General features: G+C 43.8%; 16 protein-coding genes. 14 read left to right on the top strand and 2 right to left on the bottom strand.

All coding sequences use genetic code 11. The annotated features are described in order from the left end of the window. The first annotated feature begins 7 nt into the window (after nt 1-7). From UNH61_RS26285 to UNH61_RS26260, 6 genes are all read left to right on the top strand, one after another. Entirely contained in the window at nt 8-1,987 is a 1,980-nt protein-coding gene (locus tag UNH61_RS26285) for a SusD/RagB family nutrient-binding outer membrane lipoprotein (protein WP_326994994.1), read from the top strand. Nucleotides 1,988-2,289: 302 nt separating this feature from the next. Beyond that, nucleotides 2,290-3,297: a hypothetical protein gene (locus tag UNH61_RS26280; RefSeq protein ID WP_326994993.1), complete on the top strand. Its 1,008-nt coding sequence runs from the start codon at nt 2,290-2,292 to the stop codon at nt 3,295-3,297. A 251-nt stretch (nt 3,298-3,548) separates the two neighbouring features. Beyond that, nucleotides 3,549-4,343: a hypothetical protein gene (locus UNH61_RS26275; protein ID WP_326994992.1), complete on the top strand. Its 795-nt coding sequence runs from the start codon at nt 3,549-3,551 to the stop codon at nt 4,341-4,343. Nucleotides 4,344-4,432: 89 nt separating this feature from the next. Continuing rightward, nucleotides 4,433-5,002, top strand: a complete 570-nt coding sequence (locus tag UNH61_RS26270) for a Crp/Fnr family transcriptional regulator (protein ID WP_326994991.1) — start codon at nt 4,433-4,435, stop codon at nt 5,000-5,002. 59 nt (nt 5,003-5,061) lie between these two features. Beyond that, a complete protein-coding gene (locus UNH61_RS26265) occupies nt 5,062-5,754 on the top strand; it encodes a methyltransferase domain-containing protein (RefSeq protein ID WP_326994990.1) in 693 nt (230 codons plus the stop codon). Between the two features lie 3 nt (nt 5,755-5,757). Continuing rightward, nucleotides 5,758-6,174, top strand: a complete 417-nt coding sequence (locus UNH61_RS26260) for a hypothetical protein (protein ID WP_326994989.1) — start codon at nt 5,758-5,760, stop codon at nt 6,172-6,174. Between the two features lie 50 nt (nt 6,175-6,224). Here UNH61_RS26260 and UNH61_RS26255 read toward each other — a convergent pair whose 3' ends face one another. After that, nucleotides 6,225-8,753, bottom strand: coding sequence for an alkaline phosphatase family protein (locus UNH61_RS26255; protein ID WP_326994988.1), 2,529 nt, complete (start codon nt 8,751-8,753; stop codon nt 6,225-6,227). Nucleotides 8,754-9,249: 496 nt separating this feature from the next. Here UNH61_RS26255 and UNH61_RS26250 point away from each other — a divergent pair, with 496 nt between their 5' ends. The 4 genes from UNH61_RS26250 to UNH61_RS26235 are packed head-to-tail and all read left to right on the top strand — an operon-like array spanning nt 9,250 to nt 18,191. Further along, complete coding sequence (locus UNH61_RS26250) at nt 9,250-12,492, top strand: TonB-dependent receptor (RefSeq protein ID WP_326994987.1); 3,243 nt, start codon at nt 9,250-9,252, stop codon at nt 12,490-12,492. Between the two features lie 30 nt (nt 12,493-12,522). Then, nucleotides 12,523-14,406 carry a RagB/SusD family nutrient uptake outer membrane protein gene (locus tag UNH61_RS26245; protein ID WP_326994986.1) on the top strand — a complete coding sequence of 628 codons (1,884 nt, stop codon included), beginning with the start codon at nt 12,523-12,525 and terminating at the stop codon, nt 14,404-14,406. A 1-nt stretch (nt 14,407) separates the two neighbouring features. Continuing rightward, entirely contained in the window at nt 14,408-16,363 is a 1,956-nt protein-coding gene (locus UNH61_RS26240) for an NPCBM/NEW2 domain-containing protein (protein ID WP_326994985.1), read from the top strand. Between the two features lie 10 nt (nt 16,364-16,373). Further along, a complete protein-coding gene (locus UNH61_RS26235) occupies nt 16,374-18,191 on the top strand; it encodes a glycoside hydrolase family 88 protein (protein WP_326994984.1) in 1,818 nt (605 codons plus the stop codon). Between the two features lie 4 nt (nt 18,192-18,195). On the opposite strand, the gene UNH61_RS26230 is transcribed toward UNH61_RS26235, so the two are convergent. Then, nucleotides 18,196-19,545 carry a hypothetical protein gene (locus UNH61_RS26230; protein ID WP_326994983.1) on the bottom strand — a complete coding sequence of 450 codons (1,350 nt, stop codon included), beginning with the start codon at nt 19,543-19,545 and terminating at the stop codon, nt 18,196-18,198. 306 nt (nt 19,546-19,851) lie between these two features. Here UNH61_RS26230 and UNH61_RS26225 point away from each other — a divergent pair, with 306 nt between their 5' ends. The 4 genes from UNH61_RS26225 to UNH61_RS26210 all read left to right on the top strand — a co-directional run bounded on the left by UNH61_RS26225 (nt 19,852) and on the right by UNH61_RS26210 (nt 23,277). Next, a complete protein-coding gene (locus UNH61_RS26225) occupies nt 19,852-20,829 on the top strand; it encodes a virulence protein RhuM/Fic/DOC family protein (RefSeq protein WP_326994982.1) in 978 nt (325 codons plus the stop codon). A gap of 214 nt (nt 20,830-21,043) precedes the next feature. After that, nucleotides 21,044-21,733 carry a hypothetical protein gene (locus UNH61_RS26220; RefSeq protein ID WP_326994981.1) on the top strand — a complete coding sequence of 230 codons (690 nt, stop codon included), beginning with the start codon at nt 21,044-21,046 and terminating at the stop codon, nt 21,731-21,733. Nucleotides 21,734-21,962: 229 nt separating this feature from the next. Beyond that, nucleotides 21,963-22,802 (top strand): AraC family transcriptional regulator, encoded by an 840-nt coding sequence (locus tag UNH61_RS26215; protein WP_326994980.1) that lies wholly within the window; start codon nt 21,963-21,965, stop codon nt 22,800-22,802. A gap of 67 nt (nt 22,803-22,869) precedes the next feature. Beyond that, nucleotides 22,870-23,277, top strand: coding sequence for a DinB family protein (locus UNH61_RS26210; protein ID WP_326994979.1), 408 nt, complete (start codon nt 22,870-22,872; stop codon nt 23,275-23,277). The last annotated feature ends 9 nt before the right edge of the window (nt 23,278-23,286 follow it).

Here is a 23,286-nt window from a genome sequence, read left to right as displayed (position 1 = left end):
AACTAAGATGAAATACATCAAATTAAAATCATTTTTCGTACTTACGTTGTTACTGTCTTCTGTAGCATGTAAGAAGAAGCTGGAGGATTTATACCAGAATCCTGATGGATATTCGAAAGACATGGCTGATAAGTCAGGTGTAAGTGTTATCTCCGGATTCTTCACCTCTCAGCTAACCCAGGGATTCTTCCTGAGTGGTGATTATGGTTCCGTTTACCACCAGGTGAGAAGTGGAGAGAGGGTTATGGCGAATGCTATCCAGTCTTATAACATCTCTACTGAGGGGGCTCCTTATGCGCTCAAAGATGTTGAGCATGACTGGGGCACAGGCGGTTTTAACGAATCTGTTTTTAACTTCGTTAATACGCAATGGATTACGCCCATACTCTGGGCACAACGTGAATACAATAACACACCACAAGCTAAACGGACCAATTTAGATAGCCTGTACATCACCTTAATGCATGTTTTAAAAGGTTATGCTTACCAGAGAGCAACCGACATGTACGATAAGGTTCCATACATAGAAACAGGATCGGCAGGCGGACTTGATGGTGTTAAAGCAAAATACCTGGGCCAATCAGATATCTATCCGAAAATAATCAGTGATTTCAAAGCTGCCGACGACGCATTGTCAACTATAACGCTGACTCCTACCCAGCAGGCAGCATTCAACCAACAGGATATCCTTTTTGGAGGAAATATCCAGAAATGGCGTAAGTATGTTAATTCATTAAGATTGCGTTGCGCCATGAACGTAAGCGAAGTGTTGCCTACGCTGACAAGACAGGTACTTACCGACTTGCAAGGCAAACCTTTACTGTCAGACTATAACGACGTGGCTGGTGTAGCCGACATAGCTGTTATTGCACTGAATCGTATTTGTAATGAATTAGGTATTACACGTGCTTTCAGGGAAAGAGGGGATGATTGCCGTGCCGGGAAAAAATTCCTGCAAGACGTGATGTATTGTCAGCCAACCATTGGCACTAAAGTGGTAAACGGACAAACGTTATCCTATTTTAGCGGCGATAATTCCGCAACAGGTTTATTGAATGGCACTGTTGACCCACGTGTTGCTTATATCTTCGCCCCTGACTGGAGTGGCAGATACCTGGGGCTTGATACAAAATGGGATGGCAATAAGGATCCAAATAGTTATTTAAATCAGGTTTTGCGTGGCTTATACATTAACGATCCTATTTTGACCGATATTTCAAAAACAACCTTTTATTATGGCGTAGGTAAGTCAATCCAATTGGATGCAGCGTCAAAAGCAGATCTGAGTAAACGAGAGTCATTCCTGCTAAATGCACTTCGCAGTGCCTTTGCCAATGGCGATGACCATGATGGGAACGTAGGTACCGCCAGCAACCTGGTTGCTGAGTACAATATTCGCCCGCAATTCAACTTTGCACTAAAATATCCAACCATCCATGCAGTTGAAACCGAGCTTTCACTGGCTGAAGCAGCAGTAAGAGGTTTCGGTCAGCTGAATGGTGCTGCCCGCGATCACTACAAGAATGCAATTATCTTATCCTGCAAATATTGGTATGAACTGAATAACTCAAATCAATATTCCAAGACAACGTTGCCGGCCATGCCAACAACCATGGATGATTCAAGAATCAATGCCAAGCCTGCAATGGAATATAATGCAAGTGTTTATGCAGAGAATGCAGCGCAGAAATTTGATGCCATGTCAAGTACGCAGCAGGTTCAGGCAATTTTCAATCAGCTTCAACTGCATTACAATATGGTGAACTTTGAAGTGCCTTATACCGCTGCCCGCAGGTTAATTAAATACCTGGGTACCAATCCGGCTTCCATGTATGAAATATTCAAGTGGAAAGAAAGAATGACTTATCCAAGTAGCGTTCAGGCTGCCGATCCGGAAGGTTGGTCCATTATTAGTCCTTCTAACAATCCGGATCTTCCTGTATGGTTTACCGGCCGTACTACCAAATGGAAGAATACATTGGAATAGGGATGAAATGTATAAAAGAAGACATTTCAGGAATAGAATGAGCGTATAACAGGAACTTCTGGCAGGTTGCCAGCGATTTATAACAACATAAAGACAGCAATAAGGCCGCCATAGGGCGGCTTTATTGTTTTGGGTACTCCGGGGTCGCTCCAGAGTGAAAATTGAACATGTTTTTACAGAAACAAAAAAGCTGACAGGAGTTTTTATTATTTTTAACGAGTTTTATACTTTTAGTATAGAGAACTTTCGGCAAATTAAGTTTGCATTGTTTATACTTATAGACTGTACAACAGACAAAAAATATGAATCGCCTACTGAATGGAATACTGCTGGTTGCTGGCATATTACTAACCCCGACACTCTCTTTTGCCCAAACAGGAAATAATAGTTGGGATAAAGCCCAGGCAAAGCGTGTGCGTAGTAAACTAAAGGACGGGATCAAATGGTACCATGAGGTGTTCGGTAACGATACCCTGTATTTTATGCGCGTAGACTACAAGGTATTAAACAACATCGCGAAAAACCCCAACTTTTATGGCTTCACAGAGGCCGTCGGAAAGTTGGAAATGAGCCTGGATAGCCTCCTTAACAAAATTGAACGGCAGGAGCATACGCTTGGATCATTGGATGAAACGAAAGAAAAACTGCAGACCCTGGAGCGGTTAACAGATACCAGTTTTAGTGTTAAACCCTATCAGGATGAACTGGCCTTTTACACCAGGTGTAAGGAAGTTATAGATCTGCGTAACAAGCATATTCAGGATAGCCTGGCGGAACGGGCAAAGCGAAGTGCGGGTATTATTGATGGGTCAGACTCTGCCACTGTGCTGACAATGAGTAATTCTGTTCCGGAATATAACGGACAGTATTCTATGCGATACAAAAGTCTCCATAAGCATCTGGTATTATTTAGCAATACCCATCCTTTCTGGCTGAATGAAATCTATTTATTTCTGCAAGATCGTGGCTGGGTTCCTACAGGCGCAACAATGACGGGTAAACTCAGCAAAGTGGTACTAAAAGGACCTTGCAGTGGTTGTGATGAGGCCGACCGTCCTACACTGAAAGTAACAGCTACTATCGACCCGGTAAAGAATGTTACCAAAAATGTTGTGATCACTGGCACACAGCGCGCGGTAGTAAATTTCTTCGTTGCCTACTGGTCCTATTCAGATATTAACGTTTCAACGAAGAAGAAAGCCTTTTATTACAATCTGGGTTCAGACAGAATTATTTTGGAGGGAGGTCCCGGGGAAGCAGTTGTGCGGATTATTCCGAATCCCAATGTGGGGCCTTATTATTTAAAGTAAAAGGTGTACAGGAAAAGATGGGTGTTTGTGATCAAATTCACGGAAGTGTTGTCATCGGTAAAAATCCTGAAATTGATTCCAATATTTTATTATTATGGCGAGCCGGGTCTCTAAACAAATTGCGTAGGTAGTATATTGTTCTTTCTAATCCGTTTAATTTATCTTTAAATATGCGGATATTCCTAATTGCTATAGCATTGCTGTTAATATCCTGTCAATTCAGACAAGGCGGCTTTAAATCTGATAATAAAATGAGCTTCTCAGAAAAGGAAATTCTCAATAAACTTGACCTGGCATTTGAAGGAAGACCTGCCAGTGACTATCCGATTGGGAATGTAGAGGACATCAAATATAATTTTTTTCTTGACCTGGAGCATGGTTATTGTGTAACGGCAAGTAGCCGGATTCATTTATATGCGGATACCACAAGATGGGCTATTGTCTTTGAAAAGTGTGGCTATCAGAACCGCGGAGGTGACGCAGAAATCGAACTTAATTATGTAGGGAATTGTATTGATTACCCGGTTCACAAATATCCTGAAAGAAGTTACATTACAAACTCCAGCAGGATTGAATTAATCTCATCAGAAGAGTATGAGAGAATAAGAAATAAGGATGGCAAGGATATGGATGATTTTGAATTGATTAGCCCAACCGCAACCGACTTGAGCATCCATGGCCGGAAAGTTCCAATCGACCACGATATAGCAAAATATTTAGCTTTGGGCATTAAGCCGAGAGAATATCACAACCCCCGGAAATTAATTGGTTATGATGATATTGTCAGATTTTTTAGCGATACAAACCCCGAATTAGTAAATGCTACCGAAGATGAAATTAAGCAGCATATACCCAAGGATATGCATAAGATCATGACACTTGATAAATTTCATTTTGTTAGTTTCTACGATAGAAGTACTTTGCCAGGTAATCAGGAAACGTATCAACTTATCGCTAAAGTTCTGGTGACCCGTGATACGACTTTTTGGAAACCGAATCTGGAAGCTAATAATCATTGGTCAAATTGGGAATCAGGTGCGCTATAAATATATAATTATCATCCCTGTCGTCGTTATACGAGCAGAGAATTTAATTACTTCTCAGCGTACATCCTCAGGTATAAAAATGGTGAACCATGCTTCAAATGCATCAATTCCTCCAGAAACAAGTCAATATCTCCAACGAAGACTGGCTCCTTTTCTCCTCACGCTTCGAACAAAAAATCTACCCTGCTAAAACCTTCTATCTGAAAGCCGGAGAAACAGAAAACTATCTGAGCTTTGTTGATAGCGGATTATTACGTTTTTATGTAGAAAATAAGGAAGGCAACGAAACCACCATTGGCTTTTCATTTGAAGGCTGGTTTATGAGCGTCTTCAGCTCTTTTTATACGCGTAAACCATCAATGTGTTATGGAGAAACCCTTGCTGAAACTTGTATCTGGCGCATGCATTATGATGATCTGCAGGAAATGTATCAACGGTTGAGCATCGTGGAAAGAATAGGCCGGCTGGCTACGGAACAACTACTTTTACTAAAATCAGAAAGAGAACTATCTTTCCTCCTGAAATCTGCTGAAGAGCGCTACCTTGATCTGCTGAATAAAGCCCCCCACTTATTACAGCAGGTGCCTTTGAAATATCTGGCTTCTTATATCGGGGTTACTCCCCAGGCGCTGAGCAGGATCCGGAAACGCATTTCTTAACCCAGGTTCATTTACCCGAAAAGATTTGTCCGTTAATTTTGCAGAGAACAGCATGCAAAATGAGCTACTCAGACAAATTTAGAGAGATAGACCAGGGCATTTATTCATCTCTGGAAAATATCAGGGGAGCAAGATATGATAACAAGGCGAAGTACTACGAACGCCTTGTCGGAACTGAGGCTTTCAACCGGATCATCTGGAACTGCAGCAGGAATGAACTGATAAAATTCGCTGCCGAGGCCATCCTGCATTCACCGGGAACCGTGCTGGATATCGGCTGTGGTGGCCTGGCGCAAACAGCTATGTTGTATCGCACTACCAGTAATCACTGCACACTTTTCGACAGGTCGTTTGAAATGCTGAAGATCGCCAGGTTCAGGCTCCTGGAGGGAGGAAACACCATACCTCCTAACATCCGCTTATTACAGGGCAATGCCTTTGAACTACCTTTCCCCGATAATCACTTTGACACCATTTGTAGCTTCGGTACCATTCACCTTTTTGATAACAAGCAGGATTTTGTAAATGAAATCCTGCGCGTATTAAAAAAAGGAGGAAGGTTCTATTGCTATACCATGACAGGTGAGCAAATGATCGGCCGTGTTTTTATGTCGCTGTTTCGGCTGATTCGTGAATTCGGGGAAGTATGGTCTGAACAGCAAAACCTATCGCTATTTGATAGTGAACAATTGCAGGTGCGAAGTTACCGGATAGGAAGCGTGTTGTTTATTTACGGACAGAAAATAGGATAATTTATGATAGCTCAATATCTCTGGGAGGCAGGTTCGGCCATTATTGGACTGATGGGGCTTTCTCACCTCCGTGCTACGCTGTGGACCAATAAATTGTTCCCGCGCGATGAAAAACTGATCAGCGAAATGAAAGAGGTTTCGCTAAAAATCTCAGAAAAACTAATGCTGTGGAAATCATGGATAGGATTCAATGCCACACATAGCAGTGGCACTGCTTTTATCGGGATCGCAAATTTTTATCTGGCGCTGAACAGTTTTACTTTTTTGAGGTCCAGCCAGTTTTTACTCCTGTTAACGATACTGATAGTGGGGTTTTATGTGTGGGTAGCGTGGAAGTACTGGCTCAGCGTTGTGATGGTAATGCTTTGCGTGGCCTGGGCTTGTTTTATTCTTTCCTATATAATGATCATACTGAAATAAGTGGTATCCCGTCCTGAAAAACATTTTCAGGACGGGATACCATTAGTTTTTTAGTCGTTATCTTCCTCCGCTTCAGCGTCTACTTTCAGGCCCAGGGCTTTCAAGCCCTTTTGATGCGCGCCGAAATACTCTTTGGGAAAGGGTTTGTCGCCATGTATGGTAGACCATACATATTCACTGAATAACAAAGCATCTTTATCAATAAGATCCGGTTTGGAGAAATCCATTTTCTGTGTTGCTGGTGCCAGCCTGGCGGTGGTTTTACTTTTGATCATGTCTTTGCGTGGATTCATCTCATTAATGGCAATCGTTGGCGTCAGACAATTATAGGCGGTATAATCAGGCGACTGCTGAAAACATGCCGTCATTAACGGAGCTGTTGCCACCAATTGGTTCATCGGCTGTACGCCGAATATCCGGCAAATGGTATGCAGTACGGATGATTGATTGTAGAAATTACTGATGATGGTATCGCGCTTTACATAAGGCCCTGCTACCATGCATATGGAACGGTGCCCATCCACATGGTCGGTACCGCTTTGAGGATCATCTTCATTGATGAAGATGGCCATGTCCTTCCAGAACGAACTTTTCGAAAGCGCTTCTACCACCCTGCCTGTTGCCCAATCATTGTCTGTAACATAAGCGCGGGGAGTGGGTGTTTCCTCACTATACCCACTGGTGTGGTCATTAGGCAGATAAACGATGATAAATTCAGGCAGGTTACCTGCTGCTTCATATTCTTTCAACGCAGTGATAAAGGCATCGGCCCTGACCTGGTCTGTAATATTCATGTTCCAGCCCGGGAAGCGGAGATCGCTGTACTTTTCCACGCTTTTCATGGCGTAGGAGCACTGATACCGGGCAGAATCATTTTTATTTTTCCAGGAGTTATAAACATCAGTCCAGGTTTTTCCCCTGGTTATTTCGGCAAGATCTGTTTCTCCGAAATTCCGGAATGAAATGCCCTTACGCAGCAGGTGATTCCAGATGAAACCACAGCCTGCGTACGACAGCGGATCTGTTCCGAAATCATAAGCACAGTGTCCGTTCCAGAAATCTTTTTCGTGGTAGGGGGTAGTAATCCCCTGGATAGCCCACTGGTGGCCATCGCTCGAATTAACGCCATTACAATAGTAATTGTCCAGCAGCACAAATTGTTTAGCCAGTTCGTGCGTGTTGGGTGTCGTCTCTTTTCCAAATTCCACCAGTTTGGGATCACAGTTACCTTTTCCAAAGTCACCCAGCACCTGGTCAAATTTTTTATTCTCTTTAATAATATATACTACATGTTTTATAGAAGATGGTTCCCCAAGATGATCAGGGATGGGTTTAGGCTTAGCGCCTGAACCGGCCACGGCCTGTGCTCTCAGCAATTCTATAAAATGAAATCCTTTCCTGGCTTCTGCAGTATAGTTGTCTGTTTCAGCCTGGTTGCGGGGAAGCGCCACTTTTTGGATTTCTCCTTTCAAAGCGGTCACGTTTCCGATGAATAAATTATTCCCGGAAATGCCTATCGTTCCCGGAAAGCCACCTGCTGCAATAAAGCCATGAGGGGCTTTCCCGGGGTGTGCCGGGTCAATGAGCGCAATGGAATTGTTGCCGGCATTGGCAGCCAGCAGCGTTTTTCCGTCGGAGCTGAATGCCAGTGCAGTTGTCAGACTACCATAGGGGAGAGACGGATCCGGCTTGGTATTAATGGTATGTACGATTTTTAAGGTCTTTACATCTATCACGCTAATACCATCTCCGCTATCATCAGTTACATAAAGTAATTTACCATCGGGCGATAAAACCATAGATTCGGGATGGATGCGGGTAGCCACCTCTGCGATTTTTTTTCTCGACATCACATCAATGACAGTAACAGAGCCGCGCAATGCCACTGATCGCTCATCCACCGCGACCTCGGTTCCGGCCGATTTTTCCGTTCTATCTCCTTTTTGAGCGTGTGGGCCGCCGAAATTGCTCACAAACGCCAGCTTTTTATCTTTACTGATGGTGACTGCATACGGACAAACACCCACCGGAATAGTGCTTAATACTTTGCCTTTTGAGAGGTCCACAACCGCAATTTCGTTGGTGATAGCCAGGGCCACAAAGGCAATGTTATTCTGGCACAATCCAATACCCAATGGGTTGGTATTTTTATTATTAGCCGACAGATTGATTTTCTTCGTCAGCGTAAATGTTCCTGAGCTGCTAACATTGCCTACATATAAATTCTTTTGCAGCCCGGTAAAATAAATAGTAGAATCATTGTCATCTACTGCCAGGCCATTCATAGACCCTGATTCCTTATCAAGATAATCGAAGTCGCCAAGTGATTGAAAATCTTTTGCATTAATAAAAGACAACCGCCTGTTGGTTTTTGCAATAAGTAGATGCTGTTGATGCGCAAATTCCAGGTTCAACACCCTGGCGCCCTTTGTTAAATTGAGGCTTTGTCCTGCCGGATTCAGTAACTGACCATTTGGTAACAGTTTGTCTCCTGCCAGCAACTGCTTCCAGGTGGTATCTACAGGTTTCCTGATGTCTTTTCGGGGTTCCGGACTATTTGATATTATCTGTGCCTGCATACTTTGGGCAACCAATAAAAGGCAGCCCAAAATATTCTTTAGAAAAAAATGCTGTCCCGTCTTCATATATTTTAGTAGTTATTTAGATGTTGTCTGAGAATCTATCCCGGAATTGCGTCGTGAATTTAATACATGCTAACAGGAATTAAAATACGGTAGTGGGTGCAATCTTAAAATGAACATATCATTAATTAATCCTGGCTGCTTCGTGAAATAACAACTATTCTCCTCTTTTTTTCTTTTTGTAAAGACACCACCCGGCAGAAAATCTATCCTCACAGACGCCCTCAACCAGGTAATTTCCGGCCATCAGTAGTTGCTTCCTCTGATGTATTGTTTATTTATAATTTATTGAATTATAATGTGTTGTAATTTTGATCGTGTTTTGATCGCAGTTTGTTCCTGTTTTTTGAGCAGTTTGTTTTGCATTAGCATATGACGTGGTGATATTTTTGGCCGCGACGATTCAGTGTCGTTCGTTTCAATTTCTACGTATATGAAAAACATAAATGTGAGCTGTTTAAAACGGCTGTCACTCACTTATGGAATTACTTTTCCACAAATGAAACTGCACTCATTCTTTAGTATTGTATTGCTCCTGTTGGCACTTTTTGCCAGGGCGCAGGAGTCCGGGGCACAAACCATTGTCGTAAAAGGAATGGTTGTTTCCGAGCAAAGCGAACCAGTTCCTGGCGCCACGGTAATTGAAGATGGCACCACAAACGGAGTAGCCACCGACGCCAGTGGACAGTTTTCCATTAAACTAACCAGGTCTCCATCCAGCCTGACCATCCGCAGCGTAGGATTTACAGATTATAATGTTGCCGTTGGGAAGGGCAGTGCTGCGCTCAGGATAGTATTAACCTCCTCATCAAAGCAGCTGCAGGATGTAGTGGTGATCGGGTATAGCGCGCAGAAAAAGGCCAACCTCTTAGGTGCGGTGTCATCCATCAACACAAAGGACATCTCTAAAATGGCGGTTACCGGTATTGGTAACATGCTACAGGGGCGCGCAGCCGGTGTGCAGGTAACCAACGCCAGTGGTGATCCGCGGTCAACCGGAGCTATTGTAATCCGGGGAGTGGGAAATATCCGCGGTATGTCGCCACTGTATGTTGTTGATGGCGTACCCGCCATTGGTAATACCGGTTTTAATTTGAATCCGCGGGATATTGAAAATATTCAGGTGCTCCGCGATGCCTCCTCTGCCGCTATCTATGGAGCCCGTGCTGCAGGTGGGGTGATTCTTGTTACCACCAGGAAAGGTTCCCGGAAAGAAAGAATGAATGTGGATATTTCGTTGAATCAGGGGTTCAGTCAAGGTACCTATCTCCCTAAATTATTAGGAACAAAAGATTATAAAAAAGCCTGGGCAGCCATTGTTCCATCAGCTACCAATTGGGATGAATCAGTAAATACCAACTGGGTCGATTATTTGTATCGTACCGGAAAGGAACAGAACTATAACGTTTCACTCAGCGGCGGCGGCCCTAAGCAGAACTATTATATCTCTGCCGGCTACAGGCGTGCGGATGGTATTGTGATTAATTCCTGGTCGGAGCGATACAGCTTACGGGTCAACAGCGATTACGACCTGGGTAAGAAAATAAAGGTGGGCGAAAGGCTGAACCTGTATTCATATGCCGATAACCCGCCGGTGATAACCGGTAACCAGGCAAATGCCTATGCGTTGCCTTTCCGATCTTCTCCGATGATGCGGCCAAAGAATGACGATGGCTCCTGGGGAGGACTGCCATCAGCCGGTAATTACAACGGAGGTAACTGGGCCGCCTATGTGAATACCACCAACAGAAGATACAATTCACTGGAAGCGGAGGGTAATATGTACATAGATGTTGAACCGATCACGGGTCTGCATGTACGCGCTACCGGCGGAGGTGACTTCGTAACCACCATGGCCCGTCAATTTGAGGCGAAGTGGTATGTATCAGGCCAATCTAATCAGCCGCAGGATAATCTACGGAAGCAAAGCAGCTTAATAATGGCTTATGTAGGGAACATCGTTGCATCGTACGACAAAAAGATCGGTGACCATGAGTTTAAATTGCTGGCTGGGATGGAAGGAAGAAAATCATCTTCAGATACATTAGCCGGATCGATCTATGCCGTTAATTCTGCCTATTCTGTACCGGTTATTTCTGATGCCTTTCCGGTGGGCTTTGCTGAATCCTCCGCGTTGAGCAATGTACCCGGCAATACCAGCGGACGCTCGTCTGAGATGGATTATGGCATTTCACGTATGCTCAGCTATTTTGGAAAGATTAACTATGCCTATAAGAATAAATATTTTCTGGAAGCCAACCTTCGCCAGGATATAAGCGACCGTTTTGGACCAAATTACCGGAAAGGAAATTTCCCCTCTGCAGCAGCGGGCTGGAGACTGACCGAAGAAGGATTTCTGAAGAACAGGTTCAAAGCCTTATCAGATCTTAAACTGAGAGTTTCATATGGAAGTTTGGGTAACGACGGCGTAGGCAGTTATGTTTATATTCCATCACTCGCCAACTACGACAAAACCCAATTCAATGAGTTACCCGGAACCGGCGCTGTGAGCGGTTGGGGAGTAGGGCGTGTAGCCAATCCCAACATTCACTGGGAAACCGTTACCACCTCCAATGTGGGCGTAGACGTTGGCCTGCTTAATAATAAATTGAACCTGACGGTGGATTATTACATCCGGGATACCAAAGACATGCTGTATCAGCGCAGCCTGCCCCCCAGCACCGGCATGAGCAACGGGCACTCTTCTTCAGACTCCTATGTGCTGGATATGAATCTGGGAAAAATGAGAAACAAAGGACTGGAATTCACCGCCAGCTACCAGGAAAATTTTGGAAAGCTCGGTGTAAATGTTGGATTTAATGTTGCCTTCAATCGCAATAAAATATTGTCATTCGGCGGAGAAAGTTTGCCTATAGACGCCGGTTCCGCAGGGGAATACTGGTCTGGTATCGTTACCCGTACACAGCTGAATTCACCCATTTCCCAGTTCTATGGATTTAAAACAAAAGGCCTGATACCGGACCAGAAAACAATGGATGAACTGAATGCCAAAGCACAGGCAGGTGGTAATGCCTATTGGAATGTAGCCGGATCAGGGCCCGGTGATATTTGGTATGAAGATCTGAATGGAGATGGGGTGATCAATGATAAAGACAGAACTATCATTGGTAATCCGTTGCCGAAAATGACCTACGGATTTAATATCGGTCTTACTTACCGGAATTTTGACCTGGCGTGCTTCTTCAATGGTGTGTATGGCAACGATGTTTACAATGGTATGAGTGGATACTATAATAGTATTTATAACGACTTCAACACAACATCAAAGGTATTCAACAGTTCCTTCATGTATGGTAATGGCCTTACCGGGCAACCCAGATGGGGATACCTGAGTAATAATGCGTTTCAGTATGATCCCAATGGAAACTATAAGCGAATCTCCGACTATCACATACAGAAAGGATCCTTCCTGCGACTGCAGAATTTACAGATTGGTTACAACCTGCCTGAAAAGATGTTAAACCGCCTGAAAATAAGGCAGCTCAGGGTTTATTACAGTGGTCAGAATTTATTTTTGATAACGAAAGTAAAGAATGTAGATCCTGAAGTTGGTTTTGCCGGCGCCAATTCAGGTGCACTTGCACAGGGGATTATTTCAGCAGAAGTATATCCTAAAACCAGGATTCATTCATTCGGCATTGAATTCGGATTCTAATCCATTCTTTTAAGCAAAAAATTACGATTAATGAAACTCAACATAATAAAGCTTTCCTTCATCCTTGGTTTAAGTATATCGCTGCTGGGATGTAAGAAGAATTTTGTAGATGAATCCAAGCCAAACAACGTATTAAATCCTGATATCTTTCCGGAGACGATGGCCCAGGTAGATTACTTTCTTAATTCTCCCTACGCCAATGTCCACAGCGTTGAGCTGTTTGGCTTTACCAACCTGGGAAGGTTCTTTTATAATATAGATCATACGGGAGATGTGGCCTGGCTGGGAACCAGCGACTGGAACGAATTACAGACGCTTCATATAAATGCAGCAAATGGTTATGCCGGCGCTCAGTGGCGCGGATTGTACAGAGGTGTACAACAGGCCAGAACATTTATCGACCAGATTGTTCCCAACTTCAGGCAAAGGAAGGGCAGTAGTTTGTCGGCCGCCGATACGCTGGCATTAAGATACAAACTGGGAGAAGCATATTATCTGCGCGCATGGCATTACTTCTTCCTGATGAACTTATATGCACAGGAGGTAGTGGTGAAAGGAAATGGGGACAATCAAAACCCCGGCGTTATTCTGTTCACCTCAGACATCAGGATTGGCGACCGGCTGGATGAAATGCGCCGGCGTAGCACTGTAAAGCAATGCTGGGATTATATCATCGCTGATCTGAAAAACTCGACAGCACTTTTAACAGATCCTTCAGGTACTAAGAAAACCTGGGCAGGTGCCGATAAAGGCCGTATTGATTATTATGCTGCTGAAGCCTTACTGGGGCGAGCCCTGATGTACGAAGAACGTTGGGCCGAAGCCCGCGATATATTCCTGGATATTGTGCAGCATGCGGGAAAATCGTTAATGAGTTTTCCGGATTATTACAATATGTGGAATGGTAATCCTCAATATGCTTACACAGAAAATAACAATACAGAAGCGTTGCATCAGATTACGATCGTCAGATCCGGCGATAATGCAATGGCAGGACCATCGACAGCTTCCGCAGTGAGCCTGATTTTTACGCCGTTTTACGACAATGGTGCGCCTGGCGGAGCAACTCCGGGTTACGGCAATATGTTTATGCACGACCGGAATCTTGGTCGTTTTGGATTTCCGCAGAATTATTATCCTGTGATGAAAAACCTGGGTACTCCTGGCCGTACTGTGGAAGCTTCCTATGTTGATTCATGTATGCATATGAAAACGCTGAAGCGCTATGCCGTAGATCCTGATCCACGTTTATGGGTGTGTGCTTATCAGCCCTGGGTAGATTCTGTTATGAACAATACCGCGAAAGTGGCTGTCTTGCCCTATGGTGCAGGCACCGAAACAGAATATCAACTGAACACACCGCAGAGTGCAGGTGTTATCAAACATGGATGGAGCCTCCGGAAATTCAATTTGTATGATGTGCAGGCAAGTCAGAATCCTCGAATGCATGGCGCAGATTTTTATTTTACCCGTTTGCCTGAAGTTTACCTGAACCTGGCAGAATGTTATTGGAAATTGAGCGGCAATAATAATGATCCTCAGGCGTTAGATTACCTTAACAGGGTACACCGCAGGGCCTGGGATTTTCCGGGTCAATCCAATGTAGATTATACAATTATTGCTTCCAGTTCAAAGATCACCAAAGCGGCACTCCATCCCAATGGTACCGACGCTGCTTTCCAGGACCAGCTGGCTTTAAATGCCCTGTATTATGAAATGTGGGCCGAAACATTCGGGGAAGCAAAATGGTGGTTCAATGTAAGAAGATGGGCCCTGGGAGCTAACGAAGCCAAAGTATATGAGAAAAGCAGGGCCGGTGCTATCACCTGGAATACAGACAACCAGTATGCGCTTCCGATTTATCAGACAGAATTAGACAGGAATATCAATTGCGTTCAGAATAAAGGCTATTAGTATGCGTACGATGATAGTGGCCATCCTGCTGGCTACCCTCTTTTCGGGTTATAAACCTGCCACTCATGTGGTATGGCTGGATCAGCTGGATTTATCTAATGTAGATCAGTCGGCAGGGAAAGCTATGGCTAACCAGTCGATGTGGAGAACTCCCCTGTTGATTGCAGGGGAGCGATTCGACAGAGGGGTGGGCACACATGCTGAAAGTGTATTCAGGATTGCACTCGACGGAAAAACCATTTCATTCAAAGCCCGTGCAGGCCTCGACGACTCCCCGCCGGAATATGAAGCCAAACAGGCCAGCGCCGAATTTATTGTTATAGGAGATGGCCGTATCCTCTGGAGGAGCGGTATCATGCATGCAAAAGAAAAGGCCAAACAGGTGGCTGTATCCACAAAGGGCATCCGGTCACTGATTTTATCTGTAGATCACACCGGCGACGGCACCGTGGGAGACCGCGCCGATTGGGTAGAAGCCTGTTTTGATGTAGCAGGCACTGATCCGGTTTCAATAAAGCGGGTAAGAGAGAAAGCCTATATAACAACACCCGCTCCGTCAAAAAATCCTGTCATCAATGCACCGTACGTTTATGGCGCCCGTGCTGGAAATCCTTTCCTGTTCACCGTTCCGGTATCCGGCGAACGGCCTGTTACCATAAAGGCCATCGGCTTGCCTGAAGGACTAGCCATAGACAGCAAAACCGGCATTATCACAGGACAACCCGGGAAGAACGGAACATATAAGGTGGTGGTTACCGCGCAAAACAGCTATGGAACTGATACGAAAGAACTGGTGATAACCATTGGTGAGAAAGTCGCACTTACGCCACCGATGGGATGGAACAGCTGGAATGTGTTTGGTGCCGACATTAATGACAGGAAGATAAGAGAGATGGCGGATGCCATGGTGGATCTTGGATTGATCAATTACGGATATGCCTATATTAATATTGACGATGGGTGGCAGGGGCAGCGAGGGGGAAAGTTCAATGCCATTATGCCAAATGCCAACTTCCCTGATATGAAGGCATTGGTAGATTATGTGCACAGCAAGGGAATCAGGATTGGTATTTACTCGTCGCCCTGGGTACAAACCTATGCCGGTTTTATTGGCGGAGGAGCTGATACCCGCGATGGAAAAGTGATGAATCCATCCCGCAGGTATGGTGTCTTCTCTTTTGTGAAAAATGATGTGGAGCAATGGGCGGAATGGGGTTTTGATTACGTGAAATATGATTGGGTGACCAATGATATTGCACACACGGCAGAGCTCACGTACCTGCTGCGTCAGTCAGGAAGGGATATTGTGTACAGCATCTCCAATGCGGCTCCATTTGAGCTGGCGGAAGACTGGAGCCGTTTGACCAATGCCAGGCGTACCACCGGCGATATTCATGACTCGTGGTGCAGTATGACCACGATCGGATTCCTGCAGGATAAATGGCAACCATATGCCAGGCCCGGAAGCTGGAACGATCCTGATATGCTGGTGGTGGGAAAAGTAGGCTGGGGAAAGGATATTCATGCTACCAACCTGTCGCCTGACGAACAGTATACCCATGTTACACTCTGGAGCATATTGGCAGCGCCGTTATTGATCGGATGCGATTTAAAGCAGGTAGACTCCTTCACATTACGCCTGCTAACGAATAATGAAGTGATTGCTGTAGATCAGGATCCTGCTGGTATACAGGGGAAAAGGATTGTTGCTGACAGGGATAAGAAAATTGAAATCTGGGCTAAGCAATTAAGCGATGGTGCTATCGCTGTAGGGTTGTTTAATCTGTCGGATAACAGGCAGGAGTTGACTGTTCAATGGAATCAGCTGGCTATAAAGGGCCCGCAGAAAATACGGAATCTATGGCTGCAAAGGGAGGAAGGGGTAGCTAACAATAGCTATTCATCCCAGGTGCCCTCTCACGGCGTGTTGTTTTTAAAAATGAAACCAGCCGGCTAAAATGAAAATCATGATGAAGAAATATACAAGTACGCTATTGTTTGTTCTTTTGGTGGTGAGCAGTGGCATGGCGCAGTCGGCTGTAGAAGTCCTGCATCCCGTTGATAAGATAAAAAAGATAGGAGATAAACTGATACGTGAAACGCCATTTGCCTATCAGCTGGTGTTTCCGGCGCGTCATCAACGTTTCAGTGGTTTGAGCTTTGTTGATTTTGGGAAAACATTGGGTAAAGGAAAAGAAGCCGTGGCCTATGCCTATACACAATTAACCGTATTGAGAGATACAGGTTTTACTATTGAAATAGCACATAATGATGCCTGCAGGATTTGGTGCAATGGAAAGCTGGTTTATGAAAAAAATAGTAACAGGGATATTGCTATAGCAAGAGATGAAAGGAGTATGGCGATGACAGATTCCTTTCGCGTGCAATTGAGAAAAGGGAACAATGATTTGCTGATAAAGTCGGCCACCAGCGGAAAAGAATGGTGTGTATTCCTGCAGCCGCCCAGTGAGCATGATGCTGTATCGAATGTAACGCGGGAGTATCCTGAAATTGGGTTAAAAGGAGTAAAGTATGTAGACAGTAGTGTGGCTGCTTTGAGTAACTGGCTTATCTGCGGGCCTTTTACGCCGGGGATAGGTACCATACAAATGCCGGAGAAAGAGTTCCGGTTTGGTGCTATGTATGCGGGGCTTTTGGCGCCGGTAACCTGGACGGTTCCTAAGCCGGAGGTATTGGGAGATGTGATAGGCGCCCGGGCGTGGGGAACTACCTATCAATGGAATTATCATAATGGGGGAGTGGCATGGGCGATGGAGCAGCTGAGTGAACTGACTGGCGAAAAGCAATACAATCAATGGGCGGTGAATTTCTGTGATTTCCAGATGAACGGGATGCCTTTCGTAGACTACCAGGTAAATAACCTTAGAGCCTATAATTCAGCTAATGCAATGGTCATCAATTCCAGGTTGCTGGATTTTACATTAGCCCCTTCTATGCCCCTGATCTATCGGCTGCGTAAAGAGAAGGATTTCAGGAATAAATCCATCTATAAAACATATATTGATAAAATGATGGACTATGCCCGGTCAGGACAGATAAGAAGCCCGGGCTACACCAACTATACCCGTACTACGCCGGAAGAATATACCGTATGGGTAGATGATATGTTTATGGGTATTCCTTTTCTAATGCAGGCAGGGCTTTATACCAGCGACCCGGAACAACGGAAACTGTTTTTTGATGATGCTGCCAGTCAGATACTGGATTTTACCAAACATGTATGGGATAAGGATGCACGGCTTTTCATGCATGCCAACTATTCCCGCCGGCCACAGGTGAAATTACCTTATTGGTCGCGCGCTAACGGTTGGGGCATCTGGGCAATGACAGAAGTATTGATGGCATTGCCGCCCGATCATCCAAAATATAAAGCAATTCTGCACCTCTACCAGGATTTTGCTAACTCATTAATCCGTTATCAAAGCTGGGATGGTTATTGGCATAACGTCATCAACCGCGATGATTCTCCCGTAGAAGTTTCCGGTACCGCCATATTCACCATGGCGATGGCAAGAGGTGTGAGACTAGGGTGGTTAGATAGGAAAAAATTTACTCCCATTGTAGAAAAAGGATGGAGAGCGATCGCCGCTGAAATAGAAGACGATGGCACTGTGCATAAGATATGTGTTGGTACGATGTGCTCCGAAGATGTGAACTATTACATGACAAGACCATTTTATGACAACGACACACATGGATCTTTTGCCGTCATCTTCGCAGGTATTGAAGTACAGAAAATGTTGGATCAGTACAGGAAAAAATGATATGTTATTCGATTTTTTTATCGAAATCCTGTTCATAAACTGTCTGCCCGTCGAGCTTCTTAAGCTTTACATAATCCACCGCACCACAGCCTTTGAATCTTAAAATCAATTCATTGGCTGTGCCTATGGCCTGAGAATAATCTATATGATAGATCTTCTGACCATCCAGATAAAAGGTTGATTTTTTATTCTCCACCCTGATAGCCATAACATGCCATGCAGAAGCGTCGAAGTTGAATTTGCTCAGATTATATTCGTCTCCCTTGATACTCTTTTCACCACTGATGAATTTTATATATGCATAACCTGCCTCATTTAAAGAAAAACCATGCATTCCGGTATCGGACAGAATGTACATCATCACGTCGGAACGTGGAATGGCAAAGTCTTTGGCGGAGTTACGAACTCTGGCTTCCAACAGGAAGTTATCGCCATCCGTGAGTTTTTCTTTATAGTAAACATAACTTACAAATAAATGCCCTGGACGTGCTTCTGCTACCACACTATCCAGCGGCAGACTTGCGTATCCTTCCTTATTGTAGGCCTGACTGATAGGTAACGTCCTGAAAATGCCCTTCCGCTCGTTGCGTGTATAAACAGACCAGCCCGGCTTACGGTTTTCCAGGGTGATGGTTTTGATAGTATGGCCATTATATTGCAGGTGACAATATCCGTCTCCTTCATAGATATAGGTAGCGTTTACCTTTCCAACATCTCTGGTGAGTCGTTTCTCTGCAGTATCGCCATTGGCTTCTTCATATACCAATTTGATATCCTTTAGCAGGGGAGATGGGATGTTATACGAAAACGTTACTGTCAGGGGATTGGCGCCTTTGGATTTTGAAACAACAAATTCTATTTTGGACAACAGATAATTTGTGTATAAATCTTTCAACTTCAATATATACAAAAGGTAGGAGCTTACAATCAGTAAAAGAGCTGCCAGCAGATAGATATATATGCGGTTTGATTTTTGAGCCCTGGCAGGCGCTGATGAGATGATAGGAACATTTTGTTTGTCTTCTGCTTCTTCTTCTTCTTCCTCTGACTCAACTGAACTATTAACAGCGTCCTCTACCCGGGTTTTTTTGATGACGAAATCAGTATACCCTGCATATCCTAAAAAACGGCACAGCGCATCCCTGGTAGCCAGCTGAGGATTGCCCGTGCGCTGTTGAAAGAATCGCTTAAGCGTATTTGCATTAACCGTTATATCTGTAGATTCGAGGATCATGTTTTCCAATGTCTTGAATTGATCCAAATCCCAGGTTTCCGGCGGGCCCCAGGCAACAAAGCGGGTAGCATATTCGCTGATAATTTCCTTTATATGTCGTCTGTCCCTTATTTCATCCATAGATGTTTGTAAAGATAATTTTGGCTAATAAGTTATGCTGGTAAAATTCCGGCGGGAATATTACAACAATTTCCATCACCTCCCGGGAAATTTTATAATCATATTCCCCAAAAAGTGTATATCTCTTTGTTTGACGCTTTAAGATTTTAGGAGAAGGAAGGTACTGCCTAAAATTACATTTTCGGGAAAAAATGTTGGCTGTATTGAGACGCTTCATTGGGTAATAGTGTTAATCGTTTTTTATAAGCAAAGGATTAACAGGTCGGGATTTGTATTCCATGAATTTTGCATCAAATTTTTAACCATATGCAAGACGATCAAATACTCATATACGAGCATTCAGAAGGTGATTTACGAATTGATGTTAAGTTGGAAAATGACACTGTTTGGCTTACTCAAGATCAGATGGGCCTTCTGTTCCAAAAGGCAAAGTCCACTATTAATGAACATATTAATAATATATATAAAGAAAAAGAAATTGATCAGGAGCTAACTATGAAGAAATTCGGAATTTCCGAATTTGCTAAGAAGCCGGTTAATTTCTATAACCTGGATGTGGTGATTTCTGTGGGCTATCGGGTTAAATCTCCACGGGGAACTCAATTTCGCATCTGGGCAAATAAAGTATTGAAAGATTATCTGATCAAAGGATATACTATCGATCAGAGACGTTTGCGGGAACAGGCACGAAAATTAGATGAGTTGAAACAAACCGTAAAGCTCCTGGGAAACGTGATGGAGAGCCAGGCTTTGAATACAGACGAAGCAACAGGTTTGCTGAAAGTGATCACTGATTATACCTACGCCTTAGATGTGCTGGATCAATATGATCACCAGGTGCTTCAAATAGAATCGACCACTCCTGAGAATCTGTTTGAGGTTACCTATCATTCCGCAATGGACGCAATCAAAGGGCTCCGCGACAAATTCGGTGGAAGCAGTTTGTTTGGAAATGAAAAAGATGAATCTTTTCAAGGGTCACTGGCGGCTATATATCAAACGTTCGGTGGACAATTCCTATATCCCAGTGTAGAGGAGAAAGCAGCTAACTTACTATATTTTGTTACGAAGAACCATTCCTTTTCTGATGGGAATAAACGTATTGCGGCGTTTTTGTTTGTTTGGTTTCTGGATAGGAATAATATTCTATATCATTCGAATGGCTCAAAAAAGATTGCTGATAATGCGTTAGTGGCTTTGACGCTGATGATTGCAGAGTCTAAGCCGGATGAGAAGGAAGTGATGGTGAAGGTGGTGGTGAATTTGATTAATCTGAAGAACTGAACCTATCTTATTGAGCTGCTGCATCTACCTCATTAAAGTGGGCATGAGGGCACTTATAGATATGCCTTTGGATGTTAATTCGTTTCCAGGATAGGATTTTTTTATTTTGGTATCGAACTATAAACAGCTAAATTCATAAAGAAAAGTGTAAATAATTGGTAGTGAATAACAGCTGATTAAAATTATCATGCCTTTTGCTTAAAGAGCAATTATTATGAATGGAGAAGATATGCCCTATGAATTAGAAAAAAGCCTCTGGACAGATATGGACTTTGAACTAATGGGCTGGCACGATTCCCAGATCTATAAAATGGCCTTGGGAGAAGATCTGGAATTTGATATCGATTATATATTCAAATGGAATCAGCCAGACGTGGAAGGATTACCTTTTACATTTTGGGTGGCGCCGGCTACTTTGGTGTTTAAAAAAGCAGTGATTGCTTCATTTGATTTTGATGTGCTAATGGAAGATGTTTTTGAAATTGACTACATCGAAAAACAAATAATGGAAGATAAAATAATCTGGATCATTGTTACTCAGCGTGGAGAGATGGCCTTTACCTGTGAAGGCTTTGAACAGTACATACGCCAAACGCCATCGTTCCAGTTTGGCCAGACTATTCCTTATAAAGAAAGAAACGGATGTTCCCTCAATAAAGTACAACTTCAGGATAATCCTTATCTGTCAGATAAAGCATATTTGGAGGAGAAAGAAAAAACAAAAGAGCACTATGAGCATGTAAAAAAACGGCAAATAAAGAAACTGGAGTTAAAGCAACTAACGGAAGATAGAACCAATGGCCAGGTAGGTTCCAAAGAGTTCCTGCTCAGGAAAAAAGAGATCAATAATATGCTGTTCTTTCATGATTATTGGTTAAAGGGAACTCAGTTTGAAAACTGGTAGTAAAAAACGACTGACAAATCGTTAAGTTTTCCCGGATCACGGTTAACGGTATAGAATACCTAATCCAGTGTCAATACCTTCTGTCGCCTCCATAGTGTATCTATTTTCTCTATATTTGTAACGCCAGTCCGGCTCCCGCAACAGGCGCAGCCTGCTTCGCCTGAAAGCCAGTCTGAAGCCCGTTTTATTAAACAACACCTCCCTGAATGTCAACATAAAAACCGGTAAAATGGAAGCGATCATTCAACAACTATATAACTCCTCCATTTGCACGGTACATAATTTCCTCTGCCAGTGTCAGCAATGCAAATTGTCTGGTAAAGAGTATCAGGAAACCTTTTCTATTGCTTATATCCGCAGCGGAAATTTTGTGTTTAAAGTTTTTCGTAACGACCTGGATGCTTACAACGGTCTTTTCCTTGTCTGCAAACCAGGATATGAACACCAGGTGGCGCATGTACATGACATGCCTGATCAGTGCACTATTTTTTCTTTCCCCGCTGAAAGCATTGCTCAGCTGGAAGAACAGGCAGCTGGTATCAACTGGTTTCTGAAGAACCCCGACTTACAGTCTATCCTCATAAAAGCAACGCCTGATATGGAGTTCCTGCATCACAGGATCTTCGCACTGTTGCAGCAATCCCGCTTTCCACGTCTATGGGCGGAACAGCTGATGATGGAATTGTTTGTGCTGGTGGTATCGGGAGGTGCAGAACGCAAACCGCTGCCATTGCTCAGCATGAAGCAAAAGAAAAATTATCTTCCTGTGATCAGTGCTGTAAAAGATTTCATCAGTGATCACCTGTCTGATGACATCTCCCTGCAACAACTGGCTGATCATGGGTATATGAGCCCCTTCCATTTCAATCGTCTATTTAAACAAATTACCGGCTTTGGGCCTTATGGCTACCTTGTTCAGGTACGACTGAAACAGGCCGATCTGCAGCTGCGGCATACCAGTCAGCCGGTTACCGGTATTGCTTTTGATACAGGCTTCAACAGCCTGGAACATTTCTCTGCTGCCTACAAGAAACAATATGGAAAATCTCCGTCGCAGGTAAGACGTTAAAAAAAGCAATTTTCCTTAAATCTTCCGTTGCGTGGCATCCTAGTTTTGCTTTATCAAATTGAACATTATGAAAAAGCAATTATTAGCTACCCTCGAGAATGCCCGGAATTATACACTGAATGTGGCCGGGGCTATGCCTGCCGATAAATATCATTTCAAACCGGCGCCCGAAAGTTGGAGCTTCAATGAGCTGATGCATCATATTGGCTATGGTATAATATGGTGGAAAGAGAATTACGTCCAGCAAACAGCTACCCCTTGGGATCCGCCGGCAGTAACGAAAAGCGCATCGGCCACCCGGAAATATCTGTCGGATAATTTTGATATGCTTCAGGAAAGTATCGGAGAAATTACGCTGGATGAAAAAGCAGTGAACGGATTTCACGCTACTATCGATCATATCACGCATCACAGAGGACAGGCAACGGTGTATCTGCGTTGCTGTGGCATCACTCCTCCGGAGTATGGCTATTGAAAGCCCTGA

Source organism: Chitinophaga sp. 180180018-3, assembly GCF_037893185.1.
Lineage (GTDB): Bacteria > Bacteroidota > Bacteroidia > Chitinophagales > Chitinophagaceae > Chitinophaga.
The sequence above is the reverse complement of the archived record's forward strand: the minus strand, read 5'-3'. Positions and strand labels throughout refer to the sequence as shown.

Excerpts from the sequence above, each read along its gene's own strand:
- UNH61_RS26245 (WP_326994986.1), top strand. The coding sequence starts at position 12,523 with ATGAAACTCAACATAATAAAGCTTTCCTTCATCCTTGGTTTAAGTATA.
- UNH61_RS26240 (WP_326994985.1), top strand. The coding sequence starts at position 14,408 with ATGCGTACGATGATAGTGGCCATCCTGCTGGCTACCCTCTTTTCGGGT.
- UNH61_RS26285 (WP_326994994.1), top strand. The coding sequence starts at position 8 with ATGAAATACATCAAATTAAAATCATTTTTCGTACTTACGTTGTTACTG.
- UNH61_RS26250 (WP_326994987.1), top strand. The coding sequence starts at position 9,250 with ATGAAAAACATAAATGTGAGCTGTTTAAAACGGCTGTCACTCACTTAT.
- UNH61_RS26255 (WP_326994988.1), bottom strand. The coding sequence starts at position 8,753 with ATGCAGGCACAGATAATATCAAATAGTCCGGAACCCCGAAAAGACATC.
- UNH61_RS26275 (WP_326994992.1), top strand. The coding sequence starts at position 3,549 with ATGAGCTTCTCAGAAAAGGAAATTCTCAATAAACTTGACCTGGCATTT.
- UNH61_RS26230 (WP_326994983.1), bottom strand. The coding sequence starts at position 19,545 with ATGGATGAAATAAGGGACAGACGACATATAAAGGAAATTATCAGCGAA.
- UNH61_RS26260 (WP_326994989.1), top strand. The coding sequence starts at position 5,758 with ATGATAGCTCAATATCTCTGGGAGGCAGGTTCGGCCATTATTGGACTG.
- UNH61_RS26215 (WP_326994980.1), top strand. The coding sequence starts at position 21,963 with ATGGAAGCGATCATTCAACAACTATATAACTCCTCCATTTGCACGGTA.
- UNH61_RS26270 (WP_326994991.1), top strand. The coding sequence starts at position 4,433 with ATGCTTCAAATGCATCAATTCCTCCAGAAACAAGTCAATATCTCCAAC.
- UNH61_RS26235 (WP_326994984.1), top strand. The coding sequence starts at position 16,374 with ATGATGAAGAAATATACAAGTACGCTATTGTTTGTTCTTTTGGTGGTG.
- UNH61_RS26225 (WP_326994982.1), top strand. The coding sequence starts at position 19,852 with ATGCAAGACGATCAAATACTCATATACGAGCATTCAGAAGGTGATTTA.
- UNH61_RS26220 (WP_326994981.1), top strand. The coding sequence starts at position 21,044 with ATGAATGGAGAAGATATGCCCTATGAATTAGAAAAAAGCCTCTGGACA.
- UNH61_RS26210 (WP_326994979.1), top strand. The coding sequence starts at position 22,870 with ATGAAAAAGCAATTATTAGCTACCCTCGAGAATGCCCGGAATTATACA.
- UNH61_RS26280 (WP_326994993.1), top strand. The coding sequence starts at position 2,290 with ATGAATCGCCTACTGAATGGAATACTGCTGGTTGCTGGCATATTACTA.
- UNH61_RS26265 (WP_326994990.1), top strand. The coding sequence starts at position 5,062 with ATGAGCTACTCAGACAAATTTAGAGAGATAGACCAGGGCATTTATTCA.